A 21,956-nucleotide genomic window follows, 5' to 3' on the forward strand; every position below is an offset into this window, starting at 1 on the left:
GATGTGCAGCTTAGCCACAATACACGAGCGCACCGGATGCAATTTGTGCCTTGCTCCGCTAGCATTAGCCGCTTCTGCTTCCTTCGCTGCGACGGTTTTCGATGAGTTATCAGGTTCTTGCACGTAAATGGCGTCCGCGCTCGTTCCGCGAAATGGTCGGCCAGACCCATGTGCTCAAGGCTCTGATCAATGCCTTGGACAGCCAGCGGCTGCACCACGCCTACCTCTTCACCGGTACCCGTGGGGTCGGCAAGACCACCATCGCGCGGATCATTGCCAAATGCCTTAACTGTGAGACAGGTATCACGTCGACCCCCTGTGGCGAGTGTTCGGTGTGTCGCGAAATCGACGAAGGCCGCTTTGTCGACCTGATCGAGATCGACGCCGCGAGCCGCACCAAGGTCGAAGATACCCGTGAATTGCTCGACAACGTGCAGTACGCCCCGAGCCGTGGGCGCTTCAAGGTCTACCTGATCGACGAAGTGCACATGCTCTCCAGCCATTCCTTCAACGCGCTGCTCAAAACCCTCGAGGAGCCGCCACCCTACGTCAAGTTCATCCTGGCGACCACCGATCCGCAGAAACTTCCGGCAACGATTCTGTCGCGGTGCCTGCAGTTCTCCCTGAAGAACATGACGCCGGAACGGGTTGTCGAGCACTTGACCCACGTGCTGGGTGTCGAGAACGTGCCGTTCGAAGACGATGCACTGTGGTTGCTGGGCCGTGCTGCCGACGGTTCGATGCGTGATGCCATGAGCCTGACCGACCAGGCGATTGCCTTCGGTGAAGGCAAGGTGCTGGCCGCCGATGTGCGGGCGATGCTCGGAACCCTCGATCACGGGCAGGTCTACGACGTCCTGCATGCGCTGATCGAAGGCGATGCCAGGGCGTTGCTCGAAGCCGTCCGCCACCTGGCCGAACAAGGCCCGGACTGGAATGGCGTGCTCTCGGAAATTCTCAATGTGCTGCACCGCGTTGCCATCGCCCAGGCCTTGCCGGAAGGTGTCGATAACGGTCACGGCGACCGTGATCGCGTGCTGGCACTGGCCCAGGCCTTGCCGGCCGAAGACGTGCAGTTCTACTACCAGATGGGCCTGATCGGCCGCCGCGACTTGCCGCTGGCGCCGGATCCCCGGGGCGGTTTTGAAATGGTGTTGCTGCGGATGCTGGCGTTCCGGCCCGCAGACACCGCGGATGCCCCGAGGCAACCGCTAAAGCCAGTGGGGATCAGCCAGGCCACAGTTGATTCCGCAAACTCAGTGGCTGCCGCGCAGGTTGTTGCGCCGTTAGCCGCTGCGGCCGTTGCACCGATTGCGGCTGCGCCAGTGGCAGCTCCTGCGCCAGCACCGGAACCGGTGGCGCCGGTCGTTGTGCCAGAACCTGCGCCTGTGCCCGTGGTTGAAGCGGTCGTGGTCGAAGAGGTGGTCGACCTGCCGTGGAATGACCCGGTCGAGCCTGCCCCTGTTCAGCAACCGGCGGTGGAGCCGGTGCTGGAAACCGCCAGCGAACAACCCGAATTACCGCCGATGCCGTTGCCGACGCCGGACAGCGTGGTGCCGGACGCCCCGGAGTGGGCCGCCGCGCCAATTCCGGAGCCTTCGGTGGCCGACGTCGATGCCGCAACGCCGGGCATGGACCTGGATGACGAGCCGCCGCTGGACGAGGATTACATCGAACCGGACATGGATTCGGCCTACAGTTACCTCGACGAACTGGCCAGCGAGCATGCCGCCGACCCGGCTCCGGAGCCCGAGCCTGAGCCCGCGGCAATGCCGGCCACCGGTCTGGCCCTGCAATGGCTGGAGCTGTTCCCGAAATTGCCGATTTCCGGCATGACCGGCAGCATCGCCGCCAACTGCACGCTGATCGCGGTGGATGGCGACAATTGGCTGATGCACCTGGACCCGGCCCACAGTGCCTTGTTCAACGCCACTCAGCAGCGTCGCCTCAACGATGCGTTGAACCAGTATCACCAGCGGACGCTGACCCTGAGCATCGAGCTGATCAAGCCCGAGCAGGAAACCCCGGCACAAGCGGCTTCGCGCCGCCGCGCCAACCGTCAGCGCGAGGCAGAGGAATCGATCCACGGCGATCCGTTCATCCAGCAAATGATGCAGCAGTTCGGTGCGGTGGTCCGTAACGATACTATTGAACCTGTCGACGCCCTGGTCACCCAGGGCTCATAACTGAAGGCGCTCGGCTACACTCCGCCGGGCGCTGTTTTGATCCAAGTACTTTTGAGGTGATTACCATGATGAAAGGTGGCATGGCCGGCCTGATGAAGCAGGCGCAGCAGATGCAGGAAAAAATGGCCAAGATGCAGGAAGAGCTGGCCAACGCCGAAGTCACCGGTAAGGCCGGTGGCGATATGGTCACCGTGGTGATGACCGGTCGCCATGACGTCAAGAGCGTGACCATCGACCCGAGCCTGGTCGAAGGCATGAGCGAAGACGACAAGGAAATGCTGGAAGCGGTTATCGCATCCGCGGTCAACGATGCCGTGCGCAAGATCGAAGCCAACAGCCAGGACAAGATGGGCAGCATGACTGCCGGCATGCAACTGCCGCCGGGCATGAAACTGCCATTCTGATTCGCCTTCAGGCGGCAGATGAGCTACAAAAAATGCCAGGCATTGCGCCTGGCATTTTTGTTTCTGGCATTGGAAATGTGGTGTCTGAAGTGTCGTCATCGCGAGCAAGCTCGCTCCCACAGGGGATTTGTGTACGGCGAGAATCCCCTGTGGGAGCGAGCTTGCTCGCGATGAGGTCGCCCCGGTGCAACTGAAAACACATCGAACGCCATACCGCCACAAAGGTCTGCTCCCTATATCACCCAACCCCATCGATCACAGGAGACGCTGCCATGTCCGACCCCATGACCCTCAATCAACGCATTGTCCTGGCTTCACGCCCGGTCGGCGCGCCAACGCCGGAAAACTTCCGCATGGAGCGGGTGGCGTTGCCGGAACTGGCCGACGGTCAGGTGCTGCTCAAGACAGTTTTCCTGTCGCTGGATCCTTACATGCGCGGACGCATGAGCGACGCGCCGTCCTACGCCGCACCGGTGGAAATCGGCGAAGTGATGACCGGCGGTGCGGTCAGTCGGGTCGAACGCTCGCTCAATCCGAAGTTTCAGGAAGGAGACCTGGTGGTTGGTGCCACCGGTTGGCAAAGCCACAGCATCAATGACGGGCGCAGCATCATCCCGGTGCCGTCGGGATTGCCCAGTGCATCGATGGCCCTTGGGGTGCTGGGAATGCCGGGCATGACCGCGTACATGGGCCTGATGGACATCGGCCAGCCTCAGGCCGGCGAAACCCTGGTGGTTGCAGCGGCCTCAGGCGCTGTGGGTTCGGTGGTCGGCCAAGTGGCGAAGATCAAGGGGCTGCGTGTGGTCGGCGTGGCCGGCGGGGCGGACAAGTGCCGTTATGTGGTCGACGAACTGGGCTTCGACGCCTGCATCGACCACAAGAGCCCTGACTTTGCCGATGAACTGGCCAAGGCCTGCGGCAAGGGCATCGACATCTACTACGAAAACGTCGGTGGCAAGGTCTTCGACGCTGTGGTGCCATTGCTCAATCCCAAGGCACGGATTCCACTGTGCGGCCTGATTGCCTCCTATAACGCCCATGAAGCGCCGAGCGGGCCGGATCGCCTGCCCCTGTTGCAGCGCACCCTGTTGACCAAGCGGGTGCGCATCCAGGGTTTCATCGTGTTCGATGACTATGGTGATCGCCAGCCGGAATTCCTCAGTGCCATGGCGCCCTGGGTACGTGATGGCAAGGTGAAATTCCGCGAAGACGTGGTCGATGGTCTGGAGCAGGCTCCCGACGCGTTCATCGGCATGCTGGAGGGGCGCAACTTCGGCAAACTGGTGGTTCGGGTTTCCCGGGACTGAGTAATCGACGCTGCAATTTGACGCTTAACCGAGGCGCGGGTATAAACCGCGTCTCGTTGTTTTGTCGGACTTTTCCACCATGAGCTTCAGCCCTTTGATTCGCCAACTGATCGACGCCCTGCGAATTTTGCCTGGCGTGGGTCAGAAAACCGCCCAGCGCATGGCGTTGCAGTTGCTCGAGCGTGACCGCAGCGGCGGCTCGCGCCTGGCGCTGGCCTTGAGCCAGGCCATGGAAGGGGTCGGTCACTGTCGCTTGTGCCGTACGCTGACCGAAGATGATCTCTGCCCGCAATGCGCCGATACCCGTCGCGACGACACCTTGCTCTGCGTGGTGGAAGGCCCGATGGATGTCTATGCGGTGGAGCAGACCGGTTTCCGCGGGCGCTACTTCGTGCTCAAGGGGCATCTGTCGCCGCTCGACGGTCTGGGGCCGGAAGCCATCGGCATTCCGCAATTGATGGCGCGGATCGAAGAGGCCGGCACCTTCGCCGAAGTCATCCTGGCGACCAACCCGACCGTGGAAGGTGAAGCCACAGCGCATTACATCGCCCAGTTGCTCAGCAGCAAAGGCCTGATCGCCTCGCGTATCGCCCATGGCGTGCCGCTCGGTGGTGAACTGGAGCTGGTGGATGGCGGCACGCTGGCGCATTCGTTTGCCGGGCGTAAGCCGATTTCGCTCTGAGTTGTGCGGTGTCTTTACTGACGCCTTCGCGAGCAAGCCCGCTCCCACAGGGGATTGCATTCCAAATGTGGGAGCGGGCTTGCTCGCGAAGGGCGCACCTCGGAGTCGCTGATTCACACAATCCTGTTGAAAACCAAGCAAGCGCTCGGTTAACTTCACTGACCCCTTCAGTGGAGCTCGCCGATGTCTGCCTTTCAGGAATACTTCGACCCCAGCCACCAATTGGTCCGCGACAGCGTCAGACGTTTCGTCGAGCGCGAGATTCTTCCTGATATCGAGCAGTGGGAAGAAGCCGAAAGCTTCCCTCGTGAGCTCTACCTCAAAGCCGGCGCAGCGGGGATTCTCGGCATTGGGTACCCGGAAGCTTACGGAGGCAGCCACGAAGGGGATCTGTTCGCCAAGGTTGCCGCCAGTGAAGAGTTGATGCGCTGCGGCTCAGGCGGGCTGGTGGCCGGCCTGGGGTCGCTGGATATCGGCTTGCCGCCCATTCTCAAGTGGGCCCGACCCGAAGTGCGGGATCGTGTGCTGCCCCAGGTGTTGTCGGGAGAGAAGATCAGCGCCCTGGCCATCACCGAGCCCGGCGGCGGCTCCGATGTCGCCAACCTGCAAACCCGCGCCGTGCGCGACGGCGACTTTTACCGGGTCAATGGCAGCAAAACCTTTATCACCAGTGGCGTGCGTGCGGACTTTTATACTGTCGCGGTGCGTACCGGTGAGCCGGGGTTCTCCGGCATCAGCCTGTTGCTGATCGAAAAGGGTACGCCCGGTTTCACCGTAGGACGGCAACTGAAGAAAATGGGCTGGTGGGCGTCAGACACGGCCGAACTGTTCTTCGATGATTGCCCGGTGCCCGTGGGAAACCTGATCGGCGCCGAGAACATGGGCTTTGCCTGCATCATGGGCAATTTCCAGAGCGAACGCCTGGCCCTGGCACTGATGGCCAACATGACCGCACAGCTGGCGCTGGAGGAAAGCCTGAAGTGGGCGCGCCAGCGTGAAGCCTTTGGCAAACCGATCGGCAAGTTTCAGGTGATCAAGCATCGCCTCGCCGAGATGGCGACCGGGCTGGAAGTGTCCCGGGAGTTCACTTACCGCCAGGCGGCAAAGATGGCGGCGGGGCAGAGCGTGATCAAGGAAATTTCCATGGCCAAGAATTTTGCGACGGATACCGCAGACCGGATCGTGACCGATGCGGTGCAGATACTCGGTGGGCTGGGATACATGCGCGAGAGCCTGGTGGAGCGGCTGTACCGCGACAACCGGATTTTGTCGATTGGCGGCGGGACGCGGGAAGTGATGAACGAGATCATCAGCAAGCAGATGGGGCTTTGAAGGGATGTAGTGAAGCTACTGACGCCATCGCGAGCAAGCTCGCTCCCACATTTGATCGTGTTCTTTCAGGAAGAATACAGTCCAGTGTGGGAGCGAGCTTGCTCGCGATGGCGGTCTGACAGGCGCCGCTTACATGTCAGTCAACGCAAACTGCGTCAGGCAAAACGTAGGAATGCCCATGTCTTCCAGGCGCTGCGAGCCACCCAGCTCCGGCAGGTCGATGATCGCCGCCGCTTCATGCACTCGCGCGCCCATGCGGCGGATCAGGTTGGCGGCGGCAATCAGGGTGCCGCCGGTCGCGATCAGGTCATCGAACATCACCACCGAGTCACCTTCGCACAGGCTGTCGGCGTGCACTTCCAGGAAGGCTTCGCCGTATTCGGTCGCATAGCCCTCGGCCAACACGTCAGCCGGCAGCTTGCCTTGCTTGCGGAACAGCACCAGCGGCTTGTTCAACTGATAGGCCAGTACCGAACCGATCAGGAAGCCACGGGCGTCCATCGCGCCGATGTGGGTGAAGTCCGCCTCGACGTAACGGTGGGCAAAGCTGTCCATCACCAGGCGCAGGGCCTTGGGCGACTGGAACAGCGGGGTGATGTCGCGAAAGATCACGCCCGGCTTCGGGAAGTCGATGACAGGGCGGATGAGGGATTTGATGTCGAAGGAGTCGAAGACCATCGTCTAGGTGTCCTGGCAGGGCTGCAAACGAGGCAGTATAACGGCGGCTGAACCGTTGCGCTCAGCCGCAACGTTTTGTTTCAGCCTTCCAGTGAGCCACCGGCCAGGGCGCACAGCTGGATCGGGTCGATAATCCGGATTTCCTTGCCTTCTGCCGCAATCAGCTCGTTTTGCTGGAAGCGGGTAAAGACCCGGGACACGGTTTCCACCGCCAGGCCCAGGTAGTTGCCGATTTCGTTGCGCGACATGCTCAGGCGGAACTGATTGGCGGAAAAACCCCGGGCGCGGAAACGTGCCGACAGGTTGACCAGGAAGGTGGCGATGCGTTCGTCGGCGGTCTTTTTCGACAACAGCAGCATCATCTGCTGGTCGTCACGGATTTCGCGGCTCATCACGCGCATCAACTGACGGCGCAACTGCGGCAGTTGCAGGGCCAGCTCGTCGAGGCGTTCGAAAGGAATTTCACACACCGAAGTGGTTTCCAGGGCTTGTGCCGACACCGGGTGCTTTTCGGTGTCCATGCCCGACAGGCCGACCAGTTCGCTGGGCAGGTGGAAACCGGTGAGCTGTTCTTCACCGCTGTCGCTCAGGCTGAAGGTCTTGAGGGCGCCGGAACGGACGGCGTAGACAGAATCGAAGGTATCGCCCTGGCGAAACAGAAACTCGCCTTTTTTCAGCGGCCGGCCGCGCTTGACGATTTCGTCCAGCGCATCCATGTCTTCCAGATTCAGCGAAAGAGGCAGGCAAAGAGGAGCCAGGCTGCAATCCTTGCAATGGGCTTGATTATGAGCGCGCTGTTTTACTGGCTCGGACATTTCTGCAATCCTTGTGGGAAATCACACATAAGACGTAAGGGTAACTCACCATAGGAGATCGAGGCCAGTCTGGGGCGCTAGCTTGCAGAATTAGATCACCCGCGAAAATCGCTGGCGACTGTGTTGTTCCAGGTACGCGTCGAACACCATGCACACCGAACGCACCAACAGTCGCCCGGCGGGCAGGATGGTGATCCTGTCGCGATCGAGTTCGATCAGCCCGTCTTTGGCCATGTCTTGCAGTTGGGGCCAGAGTTCGCCGAAGTAGCCCTGGAAGTCGACGTTGAAGGCCTGTTCGATGTCGCAGAATTCCAGGCTGAAGTTGCAGATCAATTGCGCAATGACCGCGCGCCGCAGCCGGTCATCGGCATTGCACAGCAGGCCGCGGCTGGTGGCCAGTTGCATTGAGGCCAGGGTGTTCTGATAGTGGTTCAGGTCGCTGCTGTTCTGGCAGTAGAGGTCGCCGATCTGGCTGATTGCCGAGACGCCGAGGCCGATCAGATCGCAATGACCGTGGGTGGTGTAGCCCTGGAAATTACGTTGCAGGGTCGATTCTTCCTGGGCGATCGCCAGCTCGTCGTCAGGCAGGGCGAAATGGTCCATGCCGATGTAGCGGTAACCGGCGCTGATCAGTTGCTCAATGGTGCGCTGCAGCATTTCCAGTTTCTGCGCGGGCGTCGGCAGCTCATTGCTGTTGATGCGTCGCTGGGGCATGAAGCGTTCCGGCAGGTGGGCGTAGTTGAATACCGATAACCTGTCCGGTTGCAGGTTTATGACCTCTTCGACGGTGCGGGCGAAGTTCTCCGGCGTCTGTCTCGGCAGGCCGTAGATCAGGTCGATATTGATCGAGCGAAACTGCAAGGTGCGGGCAGCGTCGATCACCGCGCGGGTTTCTTCCAGGCTTTGCAGGCGATTGACCGCTCGCTGCACCGCCGGGTCGAGGTCTTGCAGGCCGATGCTGACCCGATTGAAACCCAGTTCGCGCAGCAGTCCCATGGTCGACCAATCGGCCTCGCGAGGGTCGATTTCGATGCCGTAGTCGCCGGAATCGTCGTCCAGCAAATTGAAGTGTTTGCGCAAGTGCGCCATCAACTGGCGCAATTCGTCGTGGCTGAGAAAGGTCGGCGTGCCGCCACCGAAGTGCAGTTGCTCGACTTTCTGGGTGGGGTCGAGGTGGCAGGCGATCAGCTGGATTTCCTGTTCCAGGCGCTGCAAATACGGCTGCGCCCGGCCGCGATCCTTGGTGATGACCTTGTTGCAGGCGCAGTAGTAGCAGATGTTCGCGCAGAACGGCACGTGCACGTACAGGGACAATGGGCGTTGGGCCTTGCGGCTGTCGCGCAGGGCATGAAACAGGTCGAAGGTGCCGACCTGGCTGTTGAATTGCACGGCGGTCGGGTACGAGGTGTAGCGGGGTCCCGCCAGGTCATAACGGCGGATCAGATCAGTGTCCCAACGAATGGCGTCGAGCATCATGCGGGCATTCCCCGGATAGGCTGGCAGTGTCGGCCACTTTATGCGAGGGCGGGGTGGGGCATCTTGATTTGCATCAAGTGAGTGTTTGAGGCTCATTTGTGGCGAGGGGGCTTGCCCCCGTTGGGCTGCGAAGCAGCCCCAAAATCGGAGAATGCGGTGAGTCAGTGCGAAAGGAGTTACCGGGTTTACGACGGCTTCGCCGCCGAACGGGGGCAAGCCCCCTCGCCACAATGTTAGTGCCCCATGAGCCAATGCTGATGCGGTCCCGGCAAGGTCCAGATGCCGAACAACATCACCAGCACCCCACCCGCCATCCGCACGCTGCGCTTGCGCAACACCGCGGTGACGCGCTCGGCGGCCAGGCCGGTCGCCAGCAGCACCGGCCAAGTGCCAAGCCCGAACGCGAGCATCAACAATGCACTGTCCAGCGCGTTGCCCTGGCTGGCCGACCACAGCAAGGTGCTGTAAACCAGGCCGCACGGCAGCCAGCCCCAGAGCGCACCCAGCAGCAACGCGCGCGGAACGCTTGATACTGGCAGCAACCGGTTGGCGACTGGCTGGATGTGCCGCCACAAGCCTCGACCGAGGCTTTCGATACGGGTCAGGCCACTCCACCAGCCGGCCAGGTAAAGCCCCATGGCAATCAGCAGCAAGCCGGCGAGGATGCGCAGGAACATCGCCGCCGGGCTGCTGGCCACGGCCCATCCGGCCAGGCCGATCAACAGTCCGGCGCAGGCGTAGCTCAGAATCCGCCCCAGGTTGTAGGCCAGCAGCAGGCGAAAGCGGCGGCTGCGTTGCTCCTTGGGAATCGCCAGGGTCAGCGCGCCCATCAAGCCGCCGCACATGCCCAGGCAATGACCGCCGCCGAGCAAGCCGAGGATCACCGCCGATACCAGCAGTGGCGCCAGTTCAAGCATGGGGCGGGGCCTTGTCTTGCGGTTTGGCCGGTTGGCCGCTGGCTTCGTCCACGGCGGCGGTGTGGTTCGGGTCCTGGTCGTCGAACAGGATGCTGTGGGCCGGGCCGTCGAGGTCGTCGTACTGCCCGCTGTCGACCGCCCAGAAGAAGATATAGACGGCGATGGCCACGATCAGCAGCGCAGCGGGAATCATCACGTAGAGAGCTGGCATCTGGACTCCATGCCCGCGCGGCTCAGGCCGGCAGCGGGCGGGTTTCTGGCGGGGTGTCGAGGGTGCGCTCGCTCGGCATGCGAGTCAGGCGCAGCGCGTTCAGCACCACGGTCAACGAACTGATCGACATGCCTACCGCCGCCCAGACCGGAGTGATCCAGCCGAGGGCAGCGAAGGGCAACATGAGGCCATTGTACAACCCGGCCCACAACAGGTTCTCGATAATGACTCGACGGGTGCGCCGCGCCAGGCTGAAGGCTTGCACCAGCGCGTCGAGGCGGTTGGACAGCAGCACCGCATCGGCATTGGTTTTCGCCAGGTCAGTGGCCGAGCCCATGGCGACGCTGATATCCGCAGCCGCCAGCACCGGCACGTCATTGACGCCGTCCCCCAGCATCAACACCTTGCGACCTTCCTTGTGCAGTTGTTGCAGGACTTGCAGTTTGTCGTCCGGGCGCAAGCCGCCGCGCGCTTCATCGATGCCCAGTTCCGCTGCCACGCTGGCGACCATCGGCGAGCTGTCGCCGGACAACAACAGCGTGCGCCAGCCCCGCGCCTTGCACGCGGCCAGCAAGGCCGGCGCATCGGCGCGCAAGCGATCATCGAGGACGAGCCAGGCCAGCGGCCCTTCGCTGTCGCCGAGCAGCAGCCATTGGCCGGCTTCTTCGGGCATCGACGGCACCAGGGCGCCACTGAGTTCGCAGACGAATCCCGGTTGACCGATGCGCAGGCGCCGCCCTTCAACCAGCCCCTCCAGGCCAAGACCCGGTGTGCTGTGGACTTCTTCGGCCGCCATGGGGGCACGACCGAAAGCGCGGGCGATGGGGTGTTCGGAGCGGTTTTCCAGGGCGGCGGCCAGGCCCAGGCATTGGTCGCTGTCGAGGGCGCCGAGGGGGCGGATCGAGCGCAACGCCAGCCGGCCTTCGGTGAGGGTGCCGGTCTTGTCGAAAATCACCGTATCGATCTGGTTCAGGCCTTCCAGCACATGACCGCGGGTCAGCAGCAGGCCGAGTTTGTGCAAGGTGCCGGTGGCCGCGGTGAGGGCGGTCGGCGTCGCCAGCGACAACGCGCACGGGCAGGTCGCCACGAGCATCGCCAGCACGATCCAGAAGGCTCGCGATGAGTCCAGTTCCCACCACAACAGACCAATGGCCGCAGCCGCGATCAGCGACAACAGCAGGAACCATTGTGCGGCGCGGTCGGCGATTTCCGCCAGGCGCGGCTTTTCGGCCTGGGCACGATCGAGCAGGCGAACGATGGCCGAGAGACGTGTGTCCTGGCCCAGGGCCTGGACCTCGACGGTCAGTGCGCCTTCGACGTTCAGAGTGCCGGCGGTGACCGCATCGCCGAGGGTGCGAGGGTGCGGCAGGTATTCGCCGGTCAGCAGCGATTCGTCGATACTCGATTGGCCGTCGAGGATCTTGCCGTCAGCCGGGAGAATGGCGCCTGGATGAACCAGTACCTGATCACCGATTCGCAGTTCGCTGAGCAGAATGCGTTCGCTCTGGCCTTCAGGCGTCAAGCGCAGGCACGAGGCGGGCAACAGATTCACCAGCTGCGCGGTGGCGGCGGCCGTGCGCTCGCGGGCGCGCCGCTCCAGATAGCGCCCGGCCAGCAGGAACAGGGCAAACATGCCGACGGCATCGAAATACAGCTCGCCCACCCCGGTGATCGAGGTCCAGATCCCGGCAACGTAGGCGCTGCCGATGGCCAGCGACACGGAAACGTCCATGGTCAGGTGGCGGGTGCGCAGATCGCGCATGGCGCCTTTGAAAAACGGCGCGCAGCTGTAGAACACGATCGGGGTGGTGAGGAACAGCGCGACCCAGCGCAGGATGGTATGCAGTTCGGGACTGAGGTCGATGTTGAATTCAGGCCAGGTGGCCATGGTTGCCATCATCGCCTGGAACCACAGCAACCCGGCCACGCCAAGCTGGCGCAGGGCCAGGCGGTTTTCGCTGGCCAGTTGCTCGCTGGCGCGATCGGCCTGATAGGGGTGTGCGGCGTACCCGATGTGGCGCAGTTCGCTGAGGACCCGGCTCAGGGGTAATTGCGCGTCGCTCCAGCGCACGTGCAGGCGGTGGTTGGAGAGGTTCAGGCGCGCTTCGGCCACCGCCGGCAAGGTGCGCAGGTGTTTTTCGATCAGCCAGCCGCAGGCGGCGCAACTGATGCCTTCCATCAGCAGCGTGGTTTCGGCCATTTCGCCTTCGTGGCGGACAAAGGGCTGCTGCACATCGGCGCGGTCGTAAAGCGCCAGTTCGTCGACCAGTTGTACCGGTAGCGCCTCGGGGTTGGCCGAGGCTTCGCTGCGGTGCTGGTAATAGCTATCCAGTCCCCCGGCGACGATGGCCTCGGCCACGGCCTGGCAACCCGGGCAGCAGAACTCGCGGGACTCCCCGAGTACGACGGCGGTGAAGCGACTGCCGGCCGGAACGGGCAGGGCGCAGTGGTAGCAGGGGAGTGGGGTGGTGGTCATGGAGTATTCACTAGTACTGCTGAATCTCTGGCGTCTGATAGGGCCTCATCGCGAGCAAGCTCGCTCCCACAGGGATCATAGGTGTACTCAGGTTCTGAGCACGGCGGTGATCAACTGTGGGAGCGAGCTTGCTCGCGATGCGCGAAGCGCTGCTTTATTTCTTCAGGTCTTCGGCGCCTTGCAGAGGTTCATCACCGAGCTGCAGATCCTTGTCATGGTTGACCAGTTCTTCTTCGAACATGCGCCAGATGTGGTCGTCCTGGGTGCCAAGCAATTCGACAAAACGCCGGCCTTCGATCTTGTCGCTCAACTGGCCAATGTAGCGACCCTGCTCGGTTTCGCTGCGGGTCAGGGTGATCTTGCGATCCTTCTCGGGCTGGGTCGGCGAGATCAGGTTCAGCTCCAGGGTTTTCGGATGGCTGTCGCCGCTCAGGCGCAGGTCAACTTCGCCGGTCACGTCATCGAGATGAATACTGGCGCGCATTTTCAGGTTCTGGGCCAGCAGCTCACGGTCGAGGGAGCGGTTGATGCCTTTGCCGGCCTCGTAGTAGTTGTCGTTGACCAGGTTGTCCGGGTTCTTCACCGCGATGGTCACCATGGACAAGGTCAGGGCAACCGAGCAGGCCAGGATCCCGATGATGATCCACGGCCAGAGGTGCTTGTACCAGGGGCTTGCGGCAGTTGCTGCGGGCATGTTCAGTTCTCTCAACGAATTTGTGGGCCGATGAACCGGCTCTTGGCTTCAATGTGGACACTGTCGTCATCGGCATCCTTGAGGATGAATTTCACCTCGTTGGTGCTCGACGGCAGTTTTTCCGGCGCGACCGACAGTTCGGCAGGCTGGCTGACGATCTCGCCGGCCGCGACCTTGATCTCGCGCCGGCCCTGCAATTTGAGATCCGGCAGGCCGGAGGCTTCGAGCAGGTAGGTATGGTCGCGCTGGTCCTTGTTCATGATTTTCAGGCTGTAGACGTTTTCGATCCGGCCTTCGGCGTTCTCGCGGTACAGCACGCGGTCCTTGCTGACATCGAAACCCACCAGCGCACGCATGAAAAACGCGGTCACCAGCAAGCTGATCATCGCCAGCAGTACCACGGCATAGCCGATCAGGCGTGGACGCAGTTTATGGGTTTTCTGCCCGGACAGGTTGTGCTCGGTGGTGTAGCTGATCAGCCCGCGCGGGTAATCCATCTTGTCCATGATGGCGTCGCAGGCATCGATGCAGGCGGCGCAGCCGATGCATTCGATTTGCAGGCCGTCGCGGATGTCGATACCGGTCGGGCAGACCTGGACGCACATGGTGCAGTCGATGCAGTCACCCAGGCCCTGGGCCTTGTAATCGATGCCTTTCTTGCGCGGGCCACGGCCTTCGCCGCGGCGCGGGTCGTAGGAAACGATCAGGGTGTCCTTGTCGAACATCACGCTCTGGAAGCGCGCGTACGGGCACATGTAGATGCACACCTGTTCGCGCAACCAGCCAGCGTTGCCGTAAGTGGCGAGGGTGAAGAAACCGACCCAGAAGTAAGACCAGCCATCGGCGTGACCTGTGAAGAAGTCGAACACCAGTTCGCGGATTGGCGAGAAGTAACCGACGAAGGTCATGCCAGTGACGAAACCGATCAACAGCCACAGACTGTGCTTGCTGAACTTGCGCAGGAACTTGTTGGCGCTCATCGGCGCCTTGTCGAGCTTGATGCGCTGGTTGCGATCACCTTCGGTGACTTTTTCGCACCACATGAAGATCCAGGTCCACACACTTTGCGGGCAGGTATAACCGCACCAGACCCGGCCGGCGTACACCGTGATGAAGAACAGGCCGAACGCGGCGATGATCAGCATGCCGGACAGCAGGATGAAGTCCTGGGGCCAGAAGGTGGCGCCGAAAATGAAAAACTTGCGCTCCGGCAGGTTCCACCAGACCGCCTGATGACCGCCCCAATCCAGCCACACCGTACCGAAATACAGCAGGAACAACAGGGCACCGCCGGTCATCCGCAGGTTACGGAACAGGCCGGTGAAGGCGCGGGTGTAGATTTTTTCCCTGGCGGCGTAGAGGTCGACGCTGTTGTTCGCGTTCTTGGTGGGTGGAGTGACGTCGTGTACCGGAATCTGGTTGCTCATCATTGCATCCCACGGCAGTGGAAAAGTGCCTCGGTCAGTACGTGCCGACCGCGGTCAAAAAGGAGTGTTGCAGTGGCGCAATGATACGCCTGTCGCTCTAGCTCAAGGGTGCGACCTTTGGTCACGTTTGGCAAAATCAATTGATGGTGTAATGACTTGAATCAATTGACTTGGGAATTATGGACGGTTTTTGGGTGTGGGCGGAGTCATTTCTCAACGCAACAACCTGTAGGAGCCAGCCTGCTGGCGATGGAGTCAAGGGCGCCGCGGCGCACAGACGCCTCGGCTTGGGCGAGTCCATTTAATTACAGTTTCCCGGGAATGCGTGAAGAACCATAAAAAAGGCCCCGCCAATTCTCATTGGCGGGGCCGTTTTTTATTGCATCAAGCGTTTGCCTTACTCGGCGTCCGCAGCCTTCTCACCATGAGACAAGCTGTAGACGTAAGCGGCCAGCAGGTGAACCTTGTCGTTACCTTGCAGTTGCTCTTGCGCAGGCATCTGGCCCTGGCGGCCGTAACGGATGGTCTGCTGCAGTTGAGCGAAGCTCGAACCGTAGATGAACGCTGCCGGGTGAGTCAGGTCGGGTGCGCCCATCGCTGGCGTACCTTTGCCTTCCGGACCGTGGCACGCCACGCAGTTGGCGGCGAACAGCTTCTGTCCGGCAACCGGGTCGGCCTTGGCGCCTTCCGGCAGCTTGCGACCATCGAGGTTGGTCAGGACAAACGCTGCCACGTCGGCCACGCCTTGCTCGCCGATCACTTCAGCCCACGCCGGCATCACCGCATGACGGCCGCCCATGATGCTGGTCTTGATGGTTTGCGGCTCGCCGCCCCAGCGCCAGTCGGCGTCGGTCAGGTTAGGGAAGCCATAGGCGCCCTTGGCGTCGGAACCGTGGCAGACCGAGCAGTTGGAGGCGAACAGTCGGCCACCCATCTTCAGGGCTTGCGGGTCCTTGGCCACTTCTTCGATTGGCATGGCTGCGAATTTGGCGAAGATCGGACCGAACTTGGCGTCCGACTTGGCCATTTCCTTTTCCCACTCGTGGACGCCGGTCCAGCCGGTCTGGCCGTTGGCGAAGGGGGTCTGCTTCTCGTTGTCGAGGTAGCCGTAACCCGGCAGCAGGCCTTTCCAGTTACCCAGGCCCGGATACAGCGCCAGGTAGCCCAGTGCGAAGATGATGGTGCCCACGAACAGCATGAACCACCATTTCGGCAGCGGGTTGTCGTACTCCTCGATCCCGTCGAAGGAGTGCCCGACCGTCTCGTCTGTCTGCTCGGTGCGCTGGCCCTTGCGGGTCGACAGCAGCAGCCAGGTCAGGGAAAAGATCGTACCGAGACTGAGGACTGTGACGTACAGACTCCAGAATGTAGTCATTCTTTGTTACTCCTAGAAGCTTGCTCGACGTGCTTGATGGCTTCGGGATCATCCGCGAAAGGCAGCAAGGTCGCGTCTTCAAACTCCGACTTGCGCTTGGGACTGAACACCCACAGTGCCAGTCCGATGAAGGCCACCATCACGACAACGGTGCCCAGGCCACGAATCATCCCGATATCCATCTAATTCACCGTTTGCTTTTGATGATGGTGCCCAGGCCTTGCAGATAGGCCACCAGCGCGTCCATTTCGGTTTTGCCCTTCACGGCATCCCTGGCGCCGGCGATGTCTTCGTCGGTGTAAGGGACGCCGAGCGTGCGCAACACTTCCATTTTCTTGGCGGTGTCTTTGCCGTCGAGCTTGTTTTCCACGAGGAACGGGTAGGCCGGCATTTTCGATTCGGGCACGACGTTGCGCGGGTTGTACAGGTGCGCACGCTGCCAGTCATCGGAGTAACGACCGCCGACACGGGCCAGGTCCGGACCGGTACGCTTGGAACCCCACAGGAACGGGTGGTCCCAGACGCTTTCACCGGCGACCGAGTAGTGGCCATAACGTTCGGTTTCAGCACGGAACGGACGGATCATCTGCGAGTGGCAGCCGACACAACCGTTGGCGATATAAACGTCCCGGCCTTCCAGTTCAAGGGCGGTGCGGGGCTTCATGCCCTCGACCGGCTTGTTGGTGACGTCCTGGAAAAACAGCGGAACGATCTGGGTCAGGCCGCCGACGCTGACGGCGATGACCATGAAGAAGGCCAGCAGGCCAATGTTCTTCTCGACTGCTTCATGCTTCATCAGTGAGCTCCAACTACAACGATCTGTTCGGCGGCTTGAGCTTCAGCCGGGTTCGAGGCGCGTACGGTACGGAATACGTTGTAGGCCATGAACAGCATGCCGGTGGCGAAGAACGCACCGCCCAGGGCGCGAACGATGAAGCCCGGGTGGCTGGCTTGCAGCGCTTCGACGAACGAGTAGGTGAGGGTGCCGTCGTCGTTGATTGCACGCCACATCAGGCCCTGGGTGATGCCGTTGACCCACATCGAGGCGATGTAGAGCACGGTACCGATGGTCGCGAGCCAGAAGTGCGTGTTGATCAGGCCGGTGCTGTGCATCTGCGCACGACCGAACAGTTTCGGGATCATGTGGTAGATGGCGCCGATCGAGATCATCGCTACCCAGCCCAAGGCGCCAGCGTGTACGTGACCGATGGTCCAGTCGGTGTAGTGCGACAGCGAGTTGACGGTCTTGATGGCCATCATCGGGCCTTCGAAGGTCGACATGCCGTAGAACGCCAGCGACACCACCAGGAAACGCAGGATCGGGTCGGTGCGCAGCTTATGCCAGGCGCCCGACAGGGTCATCATGCCGTTGATCATGCCGCCCCAGCTCGGAGCCAGCAGGATGATCGACATCGCCATGCCCAGCGACTGAGCCCAGTCCGGCAGTGCGGTGTAGTGCAGGTGGTGGGGGCCGGCCCAGATGTACAGGGTGATCAGCGCCCAGAAGTGCACGATCGACAGGCGATAGGAGTAGATCGGGCGCTCGGCCTGTTTCGGCACGAAGTAGTACATCATGCCCAGGAAGCCGGTGGTCAGGAAGAAGCCCACGGCGTTGTGGCCGTACCACCACTGGATCATTGCGTCCGTCGCACCCGAGTAGGCCGAGTAGGACTTGAACAGGCTGACCGGCAGCGACATGTGGTTGACGATGTGCAGCATCGCGGTCACGACGATGAAGGCGCCGTAGAACCAGTTACCCACATAGATGTGCTTGGTCTTGCGCTTGACGATGGTGCCGAAGAACACCAGACCGTAGGTGACCCAGACAATGGCCAGCAGAATAGCCAGGGGCCATTCCAGTTCCGCGTATTCCTTGGTGGTGGTGAAACCCATCGGCAAGGTAATGATCGCGCCGACGATCACCGCTTGCCATCCCCAGAAGGTGAAGGCGGCGAGGCTGTCGGAAATCAGTCGCGTTTGGCAGGTTCGCTGCACGACGTAATAGGAAGTGGCAAACAGTGCACATCCACCGAAGGCGAAAATCACCAGGTTGGTGTGCAGCGGGCGCAGGCGTCCAAAGCTCGTCCATGCCAGACCGAAGTTCAACTCCGGCCAGACCAGTTGCGAGGCGATGAAGACACCGAGCCCCATGCCAAGGATCCCCCAGACCACCGTCATGATGGCGAACTGGCGGACTACCTTATAGTTATAAGCAGTCGGACTGATTGCTGTGCTCATTCTAAGGTTCCACGGTTTGGGTGTTTTATTAGGATTAAAAATCGGCCGCAAGTATGGAGAAAGCAGGGGGTCATTGCAACGCGCCATGACCTGGGTCAATGCTTTCAAATGCTGATTCTGCGGCCTTTCCATGCGCCGCGTAGGGACAAAATTGCCCGCGGGCAAAACGTCCCGGCGGAATGATCAGGCGAGGGGGTCAGGTCGGATGTAACGGGGTGTGTTCAAACGCAACGTTTGGCTGACCGAAGGAGATTGGCGCGACAGCCGGTATCTACCAGCCTTTGCGGCCTGTCATCGGGCAGATTCGTCGAACACATCGTTCAGGGTCGACCTGGAACCGGCACCGGCCAGTCCGCATCGGGGGAAGCTTAGACCTGAATCCGGGGAACCGAAAGGAAGAGTCAGAGAGGGTGCGACAATGCGTCGCAAAGGGGCAGGGAACTGCCGCATCCGGGAGAATGCGGCAGCAGAGCGGTCGGGATTTATTCGCGGTTGTCTTCAGCCTGCAGGCGCTCGGTATTCAAACCGTGGGACAGGCTGTACACATACGCGGCCAGCAATTGCACCTTGTCATTGCCGAGCAGTTCGTTCTGCGCCGGCATATGGCCCTGGCGGCCATGACGAATCGTCTGTTCAAGCTGCGTCAGGCTGGTGCCGTAAATGAAGCCGGCCGGGTGCGTCAGGTTCGGCGCGCCCATGGCTTCGGTTCCCTGGCCGTTCGCTCCATGGCAGGCGACGCAGGTGGTGCTGAAGGCTTGCTGTCCGGCTTGCAGGTCCGCCTTGCTGCCTTCCGGCAACGGCAGGCCGGCCAGATCATGGCGCACATAAGCGGCGACGTTTTTCACACCTTCCTCCCCCAGCACTTCACCCCAGGCCGGCATCATCGCCATCCGGCCACCCATGATGGTGGTCTTGATGGTTTCTGCGCTGGCACCCCAGCGCCAGTCGCTGTCGGTCAGGTTGGGGAAACCGAATGCACCCTTGGCGTCCGAGCCGTGGCACACCGAGCAGTTGGAGGCAAACAGGCGGCCGCCCATTTTCAGCGCTTGCGGGTCTTTGGCGACTTCTTCCAGTGGCATTGCCGAAAATTTGGCGAAGATCGGTCCGAATTTCGCGTCCGCCCTGGCCATTTCCTTTTCCCACTCGTGGGCCCCGGTCCAGCCGTTTTCATAGCCGGGGAGGACGCCTTTCCAGTTGCCCAGGCCGGGATAAAGGATCAGGTAACCGACGGCGAACACCAGCGTGCCGGCGAACAGCATGAACCACCATTGCGGCAGCGGGTTGTCGTACTCCTCGATGCCATCGAAGCTGTGGCCCATGGTCTGGTCGACGCTGCCCTTGGTCTCGCCCTTGCGGGTGCCAATCAGCAGCCAGGTCAGGCCGATCAGGCTGCCGATGGTCAGTACGCAGATCCACGTACTCCAGAAGGTGGTCATGGCCGGGTACTCCTTGTTGCTGAATCTTCGGTGATGTCGGGTTGTGGTTCGTCGGCGAACGGCAGCAGGCGCGCTTCGGCGAATTCCGGGCCGCGCTTGCTGTTGAATACCCACAGCGTCAGGCCGACGAAGGCCACGAACACGACGACGGTGCCCAGGCCGCGGATCATTCCAGTGCTCAATTCAAACATTGCTCACCTCTTGCTCTTGATGGCAGTGCCGAGCACTTGCAGGTAGGCTACCAGCGCATCCATCTCGCTCTTGCCCTTGAGCGAAGCGACGGCGCCGGTGATGTCCTCGTCGGTGTACGGCACGCCCAGGGTGCGCATGGCCTTGATCTTGGATTCGGTGTGGCTGCTGTCGAGTTGGTTGGCCACCAGCCACGGGTAGGCGGGCATCTTCGACTCCGGCACGACGTTGCGCGGGTTGTACAAGTGCGCGCGGTGCCAGTCATCCGAGTAGCGCGCACCGACCCGTGCCAGGTCCGGCCCGGTACGTTTCGAACCCCACAGGAACGGGTGGTCCCAAACGCTTTCGCCGGCCACCGAGTAGTGCCCGTAGCGTTCGGTCTCGGCGCGGAACGGACGGATCATCTGTGAGTGACAGCCGACACAGCCTTCGCGGATGTAGATGTCGCGGCCTTCCAGTTGCAGCGCGGTGTAGGGCTTCATGCCTTCGACCGGCTTATTGGTCACGTCCTGGAAGAACAGCGGGACAATCTGGGTCAGGCCACCGATGCTCACGGCCAGGATCATCAACAGCAGCAACAGGCCGACGTTTTTCTCGATAGTTTCGTGTTTCATGGCGGACTCCTCAGGCCATCTGCGCGGCAGCGGCGACTTCGGCAGGCTGCGAGGCCCGCACGGTGCGCCAGGTGTTGTAGGCCATCAGGAACATGCCGCTGAGGAAGATCGCGCCGCCCACCAGCCGCACGACGAAGCCAGGGTGGCTGGCCACCAGGGTCTCGACGAAGGAGTAGGTCAGCGTGCCGTCCTCGTTCACCGCACGCCACATCAGGCCCTGGGCGATGCCGTTGACCCACATCGAGGCGATGTACAGCACGGTGCCGATGGTGGCGAGCCAGAAGTGCGCGTTGATCAGGCCGATGCTGTGCATCTGCTCGCGTCCGAAGACTTTCGGGATCATGTGGTACAGCGCGCCGATGGAAATCATCGCCACCCAGCCGAGCGCGCCGGCGTGTACGTGGCCGATGGTCCAGTCGGTGTAGTGGGAGAGGGCGTTGACCGTCTTGATCGCCATCATCGGCCCTTCGAAGGTCGACATGCCGTAGAACGCCAGCGACACCACGAGGAAGCGCAGGATCGGGTCGCTGCGCAACTTATGCCAGGCGCCCGACAGGGTCATCATGCCGTTGATCATGCCGCCCCAGCTCGGCGCGAGCAGGATCAGCGACATCACCATGCCCAGCGACTGCGCCCAGTCCGGCAGCGCGGTGTAGTGCAAGTGGTGGGGGCCGGCCCAGATGTACAGGGTGATCAGCGCCCAGAAGTGCACGATCGACAAGCGATAGGAATACACCGGGCGCTCGGCCTGTTTCGGCACGAAGTAATACATCATGCCGAGGAAACCGGCGGTGAGGAAAAAGCCCACGGCGTTGTGTCCGTACCACCATTGCACCATCGCGTCGGTGGCACCGGAGTACAGCGAATAGGACTTGGTGAAACTGACCGGCAACTCCATGTTGTTGACGATGTGCAGGATCGCCACGGTGATGATGAACGCACCGAAGAACCAGTTGCCGACATAGATGTGTTTGGTCTTGCGCTGCATGATCGTGCCGAAGAACACGATGGCGTAGGCGACCCAGACAATGGTGATCAGGATGTCGATCGGCCATTCCAGCTCGGCGTATTCCTTGGAACTGGTGTAGCCCAGCGGCAGGCTGATGGCCGCCAGGAGAATCACAAGCTGCCAGCCCCAGAAGCAGAACGCGGCGATTTTCGGTGCAAACAGTTGCGACTGGCAGGTGCGTTGCACCGAATAGAACGAGCTGGCGAACAGCGCGCAGCCGCCGAAGGCGAAGATCACCGCGTTGGTGTGCAGTGGGCGCAAGCGGCCGAAACTGGTCCAGGGCAAATTGAAGTTGAGTTCGGGCCAGACCAACTGGGCAGCGAGAAAAACCCCGAGCCCCATGCCGACGATGCCCCACACCACCGTCATAATGGCGAATTGGCGGACCACCTTGTAGTTGTAGGCGGTACTGATAGAAGTGTTCATGGTTCCCCATCCACGGTTCAGCCGAAGTGAGCGCACTCGCGCAAGGCAGCGCACCCTTCGGCCG

The 21,956-nt window shown here is 61.6% G+C and carries 21 protein-coding genes; 5 read left to right on the forward strand and 16 right to left on the reverse strand.

Translation table 11 applies throughout. The annotated features are described in order from the left end of the window. Positions 1–101 precede the first annotated feature (101 nt). From dnaX to ACXX83_RS05330, 5 genes are all read left to right on the forward strand, one after another. Entirely contained in the window at positions 102–2,186 is a 2,085-nt protein-coding gene (dnaX, locus tag ACXX83_RS05310; RefSeq protein WP_458547748.1) for a DNA polymerase III subunit gamma/tau, read from the forward strand. A 65-nt stretch (positions 2,187–2,251) separates the two neighbouring features. Next, positions 2,252–2,590, forward strand: coding sequence for a YbaB/EbfC family nucleoid-associated protein (locus ACXX83_RS05315; RefSeq protein ID WP_007971455.1), 339 nt, complete (start codon positions 2,252–2,254; stop codon positions 2,588–2,590). A 272-nt stretch (positions 2,591–2,862) separates the two neighbouring features. After that, positions 2,863–3,897: an NADPH-dependent curcumin/dihydrocurcumin reductase gene (curA, locus tag ACXX83_RS05320; protein ID WP_015096000.1), complete on the forward strand. Its 1,035-nt coding sequence runs from the start codon at positions 2,863–2,865 to the stop codon at positions 3,895–3,897. Positions 3,898–3,976: 79 nt separating this feature from the next. After that, complete coding sequence (recR, locus tag ACXX83_RS05325) at positions 3,977–4,579, forward strand: recombination mediator RecR (protein ID WP_008050204.1); 603 nt, start codon at positions 3,977–3,979, stop codon at positions 4,577–4,579. Positions 4,580–4,762: 183 nt separating this feature from the next. Then, positions 4,763–5,911, forward strand: coding sequence for an acyl-CoA dehydrogenase family protein (locus ACXX83_RS05330; RefSeq protein WP_458547749.1), 1,149 nt, complete (start codon positions 4,763–4,765; stop codon positions 5,909–5,911). Between the two features lie 129 nt (positions 5,912–6,040). Here ACXX83_RS05330 and ACXX83_RS05335 read toward each other — a convergent pair whose 3' ends face one another. The 16 genes from ACXX83_RS05335 to ccoN (ACXX83_RS05410) form a co-directional block, all read right to left on the reverse strand. Then, a complete protein-coding gene (locus ACXX83_RS05335) occupies positions 6,041–6,589 on the reverse strand; it encodes an adenine phosphoribosyltransferase (protein WP_015095998.1) in 549 nt (182 codons plus the stop codon). 80 nt (positions 6,590–6,669) lie between these two features. Continuing rightward, positions 6,670–7,404, reverse strand: coding sequence for a fumarate/nitrate reduction transcriptional regulator Fnr (gene fnr / locus ACXX83_RS05340; protein ID WP_015095997.1), 735 nt, complete (start codon positions 7,402–7,404; stop codon positions 6,670–6,672). Between the two features lie 90 nt (positions 7,405–7,494). After that, positions 7,495–8,877, reverse strand: coding sequence for an oxygen-independent coproporphyrinogen III oxidase (gene hemN, locus ACXX83_RS05345; RefSeq protein ID WP_458550159.1), 1,383 nt, complete (start codon positions 8,875–8,877; stop codon positions 7,495–7,497). 236 nt (positions 8,878–9,113) lie between these two features. After that, the gene (locus ACXX83_RS05350) at positions 9,114–9,797 is read right to left on the reverse strand and encodes a sulfite exporter TauE/SafE family protein (RefSeq protein WP_458547750.1); all 684 of its coding nucleotides are present in this window, start codon (positions 9,795–9,797) and stop codon (positions 9,114–9,116) included. Then, positions 9,790–10,008: a cbb3-type cytochrome oxidase assembly protein CcoS gene (gene ccoS, locus ACXX83_RS05355; RefSeq protein WP_007971444.1), complete on the reverse strand. Its 219-nt coding sequence runs from the start codon at positions 10,006–10,008 to the stop codon at positions 9,790–9,792. Before ccoS ends, ACXX83_RS05350 begins: the two co-directional genes overlap by 8 nt. 22 nt (positions 10,009–10,030) lie before the next feature. Further along, complete coding sequence (locus ACXX83_RS05360) at positions 10,031–12,484, reverse strand: heavy metal translocating P-type ATPase (RefSeq protein ID WP_458547751.1); 2,454 nt, start codon at positions 12,482–12,484, stop codon at positions 10,031–10,033. A gap of 154 nt (positions 12,485–12,638) precedes the next feature. Further along, a complete protein-coding gene (locus ACXX83_RS05365; RefSeq protein WP_458547752.1) occupies positions 12,639–13,178 on the reverse strand; it encodes a FixH family protein in 540 nt (179 codons plus the stop codon). An 11-nt stretch (positions 13,179–13,189) separates the two neighbouring features. After that, positions 13,190–14,605 carry a cytochrome c oxidase accessory protein CcoG gene (gene ccoG, locus ACXX83_RS05370; RefSeq protein WP_458547753.1) on the reverse strand — a complete coding sequence of 472 codons (1,416 nt, stop codon included), beginning with the start codon at positions 14,603–14,605 and terminating at the stop codon, positions 13,190–13,192. Between the two features lie 397 nt (positions 14,606–15,002). Then, entirely contained in the window at positions 15,003–15,980 is a 978-nt protein-coding gene (gene ccoP, locus ACXX83_RS05375) for a cytochrome-c oxidase, cbb3-type subunit III (protein WP_015095991.1), read from the reverse strand. Continuing rightward, a complete protein-coding gene (locus ACXX83_RS05380; RefSeq protein ID WP_003175465.1) occupies positions 15,977–16,162 on the reverse strand; it encodes a CcoQ/FixQ family Cbb3-type cytochrome c oxidase assembly chaperone in 186 nt (61 codons plus the stop codon). Before ACXX83_RS05380 ends, ccoP (ACXX83_RS05375) begins: the two co-directional genes overlap by 4 nt. Before the next feature lie 5 nt (positions 16,163–16,167). Next, positions 16,168–16,776 (reverse strand): cytochrome-c oxidase, cbb3-type subunit II, encoded by a 609-nt coding sequence (gene ccoO / locus ACXX83_RS05385; protein ID WP_011333287.1) that lies wholly within the window; start codon positions 16,774–16,776, stop codon positions 16,168–16,170. Beyond that, the gene (ccoN, locus tag ACXX83_RS05390) at positions 16,776–18,218 is read right to left on the reverse strand and encodes a cytochrome-c oxidase, cbb3-type subunit I (protein WP_458547754.1); all 1,443 of its coding nucleotides are present in this window, start codon (positions 18,216–18,218) and stop codon (positions 16,776–16,778) included. The genes ccoO (ACXX83_RS05385) and ccoN (ACXX83_RS05390) overlap by 1 nt, the downstream gene beginning before the upstream one ends. A 482-nt stretch (positions 18,219–18,700) precedes the next feature. Next, positions 18,701–19,654: a cytochrome-c oxidase, cbb3-type subunit III gene (gene ccoP, locus ACXX83_RS05395; protein WP_217837672.1), complete on the reverse strand. Its 954-nt coding sequence runs from the start codon at positions 19,652–19,654 to the stop codon at positions 18,701–18,703. After that, on the reverse strand, positions 19,651–19,845 hold the full coding sequence (locus tag ACXX83_RS05400; protein WP_458547755.1) for a cbb3-type cytochrome oxidase subunit 3: 195 nt from the start codon (positions 19,843–19,845) through the stop codon (positions 19,651–19,653). The genes ccoP (ACXX83_RS05395) and ACXX83_RS05400 overlap by 4 nt, the downstream gene beginning before the upstream one ends. Positions 19,846–19,848: 3 nt before the next feature. After that, on the reverse strand, positions 19,849–20,457 hold the full coding sequence (gene ccoO / locus ACXX83_RS05405) for a cytochrome-c oxidase, cbb3-type subunit II (protein WP_458547756.1): 609 nt from the start codon (positions 20,455–20,457) through the stop codon (positions 19,849–19,851). A 10-nt stretch (positions 20,458–20,467) separates the two neighbouring features. Then, on the reverse strand, positions 20,468–21,892 hold the full coding sequence (ccoN, locus tag ACXX83_RS05410) for a cytochrome-c oxidase, cbb3-type subunit I (RefSeq protein WP_015095988.1): 1,425 nt from the start codon (positions 21,890–21,892) through the stop codon (positions 20,468–20,470). Positions 21,893–21,956: the final 64 nt, after the last annotated feature.

The sequence above is a fragment of the Pseudomonas sp. GNP012 genome (assembly GCF_054343835.1).

Bases quoted from the DNA above. Each gene is read 5' to 3' on its own strand.
- ACXX83_RS05335 (WP_015095998.1), bottom strand. From the start codon at position 6,589: ATGGTCTTCGACTCCTTCGACATCAAATCCCTCATCCGCCCTGTCATC.
- ACXX83_RS05360 (WP_458547751.1), bottom strand. From the start codon at position 12,484: ATGACCACCACCCCACTCCCCTGCTACCACTGCGCCCTGCCCGTTCCG.
- ACXX83_RS05330 (WP_458547749.1), top strand. From the start codon at position 4,763: ATGTCTGCCTTTCAGGAATACTTCGACCCCAGCCACCAATTGGTCCGC.
- ccoP (WP_015095991.1), bottom strand. From the start codon at position 15,980: ATGACTACATTCTGGAGTCTGTACGTCACAGTCCTCAGTCTCGGTACG.
- dnaX (WP_458547748.1), top strand. From the start codon at position 102: ATGAGTTATCAGGTTCTTGCACGTAAATGGCGTCCGCGCTCGTTCCGC.
- ACXX83_RS05315 (WP_007971455.1), top strand. From the start codon at position 2,252: ATGATGAAAGGTGGCATGGCCGGCCTGATGAAGCAGGCGCAGCAGATG.
- curA (WP_015096000.1), top strand. From the start codon at position 2,863: ATGTCCGACCCCATGACCCTCAATCAACGCATTGTCCTGGCTTCACGC.
- ccoN (WP_458547754.1), bottom strand. From the start codon at position 18,218: ATGAGCACAGCAATCAGTCCGACTGCTTATAACTATAAGGTAGTCCGC.
- ACXX83_RS05365 (WP_458547752.1), bottom strand. From the start codon at position 13,178: ATGCCCGCAGCAACTGCCGCAAGCCCCTGGTACAAGCACCTCTGGCCG.
- recR (WP_008050204.1), top strand. From the start codon at position 3,977: ATGAGCTTCAGCCCTTTGATTCGCCAACTGATCGACGCCCTGCGAATT.
- ACXX83_RS05400 (WP_458547755.1), bottom strand. From the start codon at position 19,845: ATGTTTGAATTGAGCACTGGAATGATCCGCGGCCTGGGCACCGTCGTC.
- ACXX83_RS05350 (WP_458547750.1), bottom strand. From the start codon at position 9,797: ATGCTTGAACTGGCGCCACTGCTGGTATCGGCGGTGATCCTCGGCTTG.
- ccoP (WP_217837672.1), bottom strand. From the start codon at position 19,654: ATGACCACCTTCTGGAGTACGTGGATCTGCGTACTGACCATCGGCAGC.
- ccoS (WP_007971444.1), bottom strand. From the start codon at position 10,008: ATGCCAGCTCTCTACGTGATGATTCCCGCTGCGCTGCTGATCGTGGCC.
- ccoO (WP_458547756.1), bottom strand. From the start codon at position 20,457: ATGAAACACGAAACTATCGAGAAAAACGTCGGCCTGTTGCTGCTGTTG.
- ccoN (WP_015095988.1), bottom strand. From the start codon at position 21,892: ATGAACACTTCTATCAGTACCGCCTACAACTACAAGGTGGTCCGCCAA.
- fnr (WP_015095997.1), bottom strand. From the start codon at position 7,404: ATGTCCGAGCCAGTAAAACAGCGCGCTCATAATCAAGCCCATTGCAAG.
- ccoO (WP_011333287.1), bottom strand. From the start codon at position 16,776: ATGAAGCATGAAGCAGTCGAGAAGAACATTGGCCTGCTGGCCTTCTTC.
- ACXX83_RS05380 (WP_003175465.1), bottom strand. From the start codon at position 16,162: ATGGATATCGGGATGATTCGTGGCCTGGGCACCGTTGTCGTGATGGTG.
- ccoG (WP_458547753.1), bottom strand. From the start codon at position 14,605: ATGAGCAACCAGATTCCGGTACACGACGTCACTCCACCCACCAAGAAC.
- hemN (WP_458550159.1), bottom strand. From the start codon at position 8,877: ATGCTCGACGCCATTCGTTGGGACACTGATCTGATCCGCCGTTATGAC.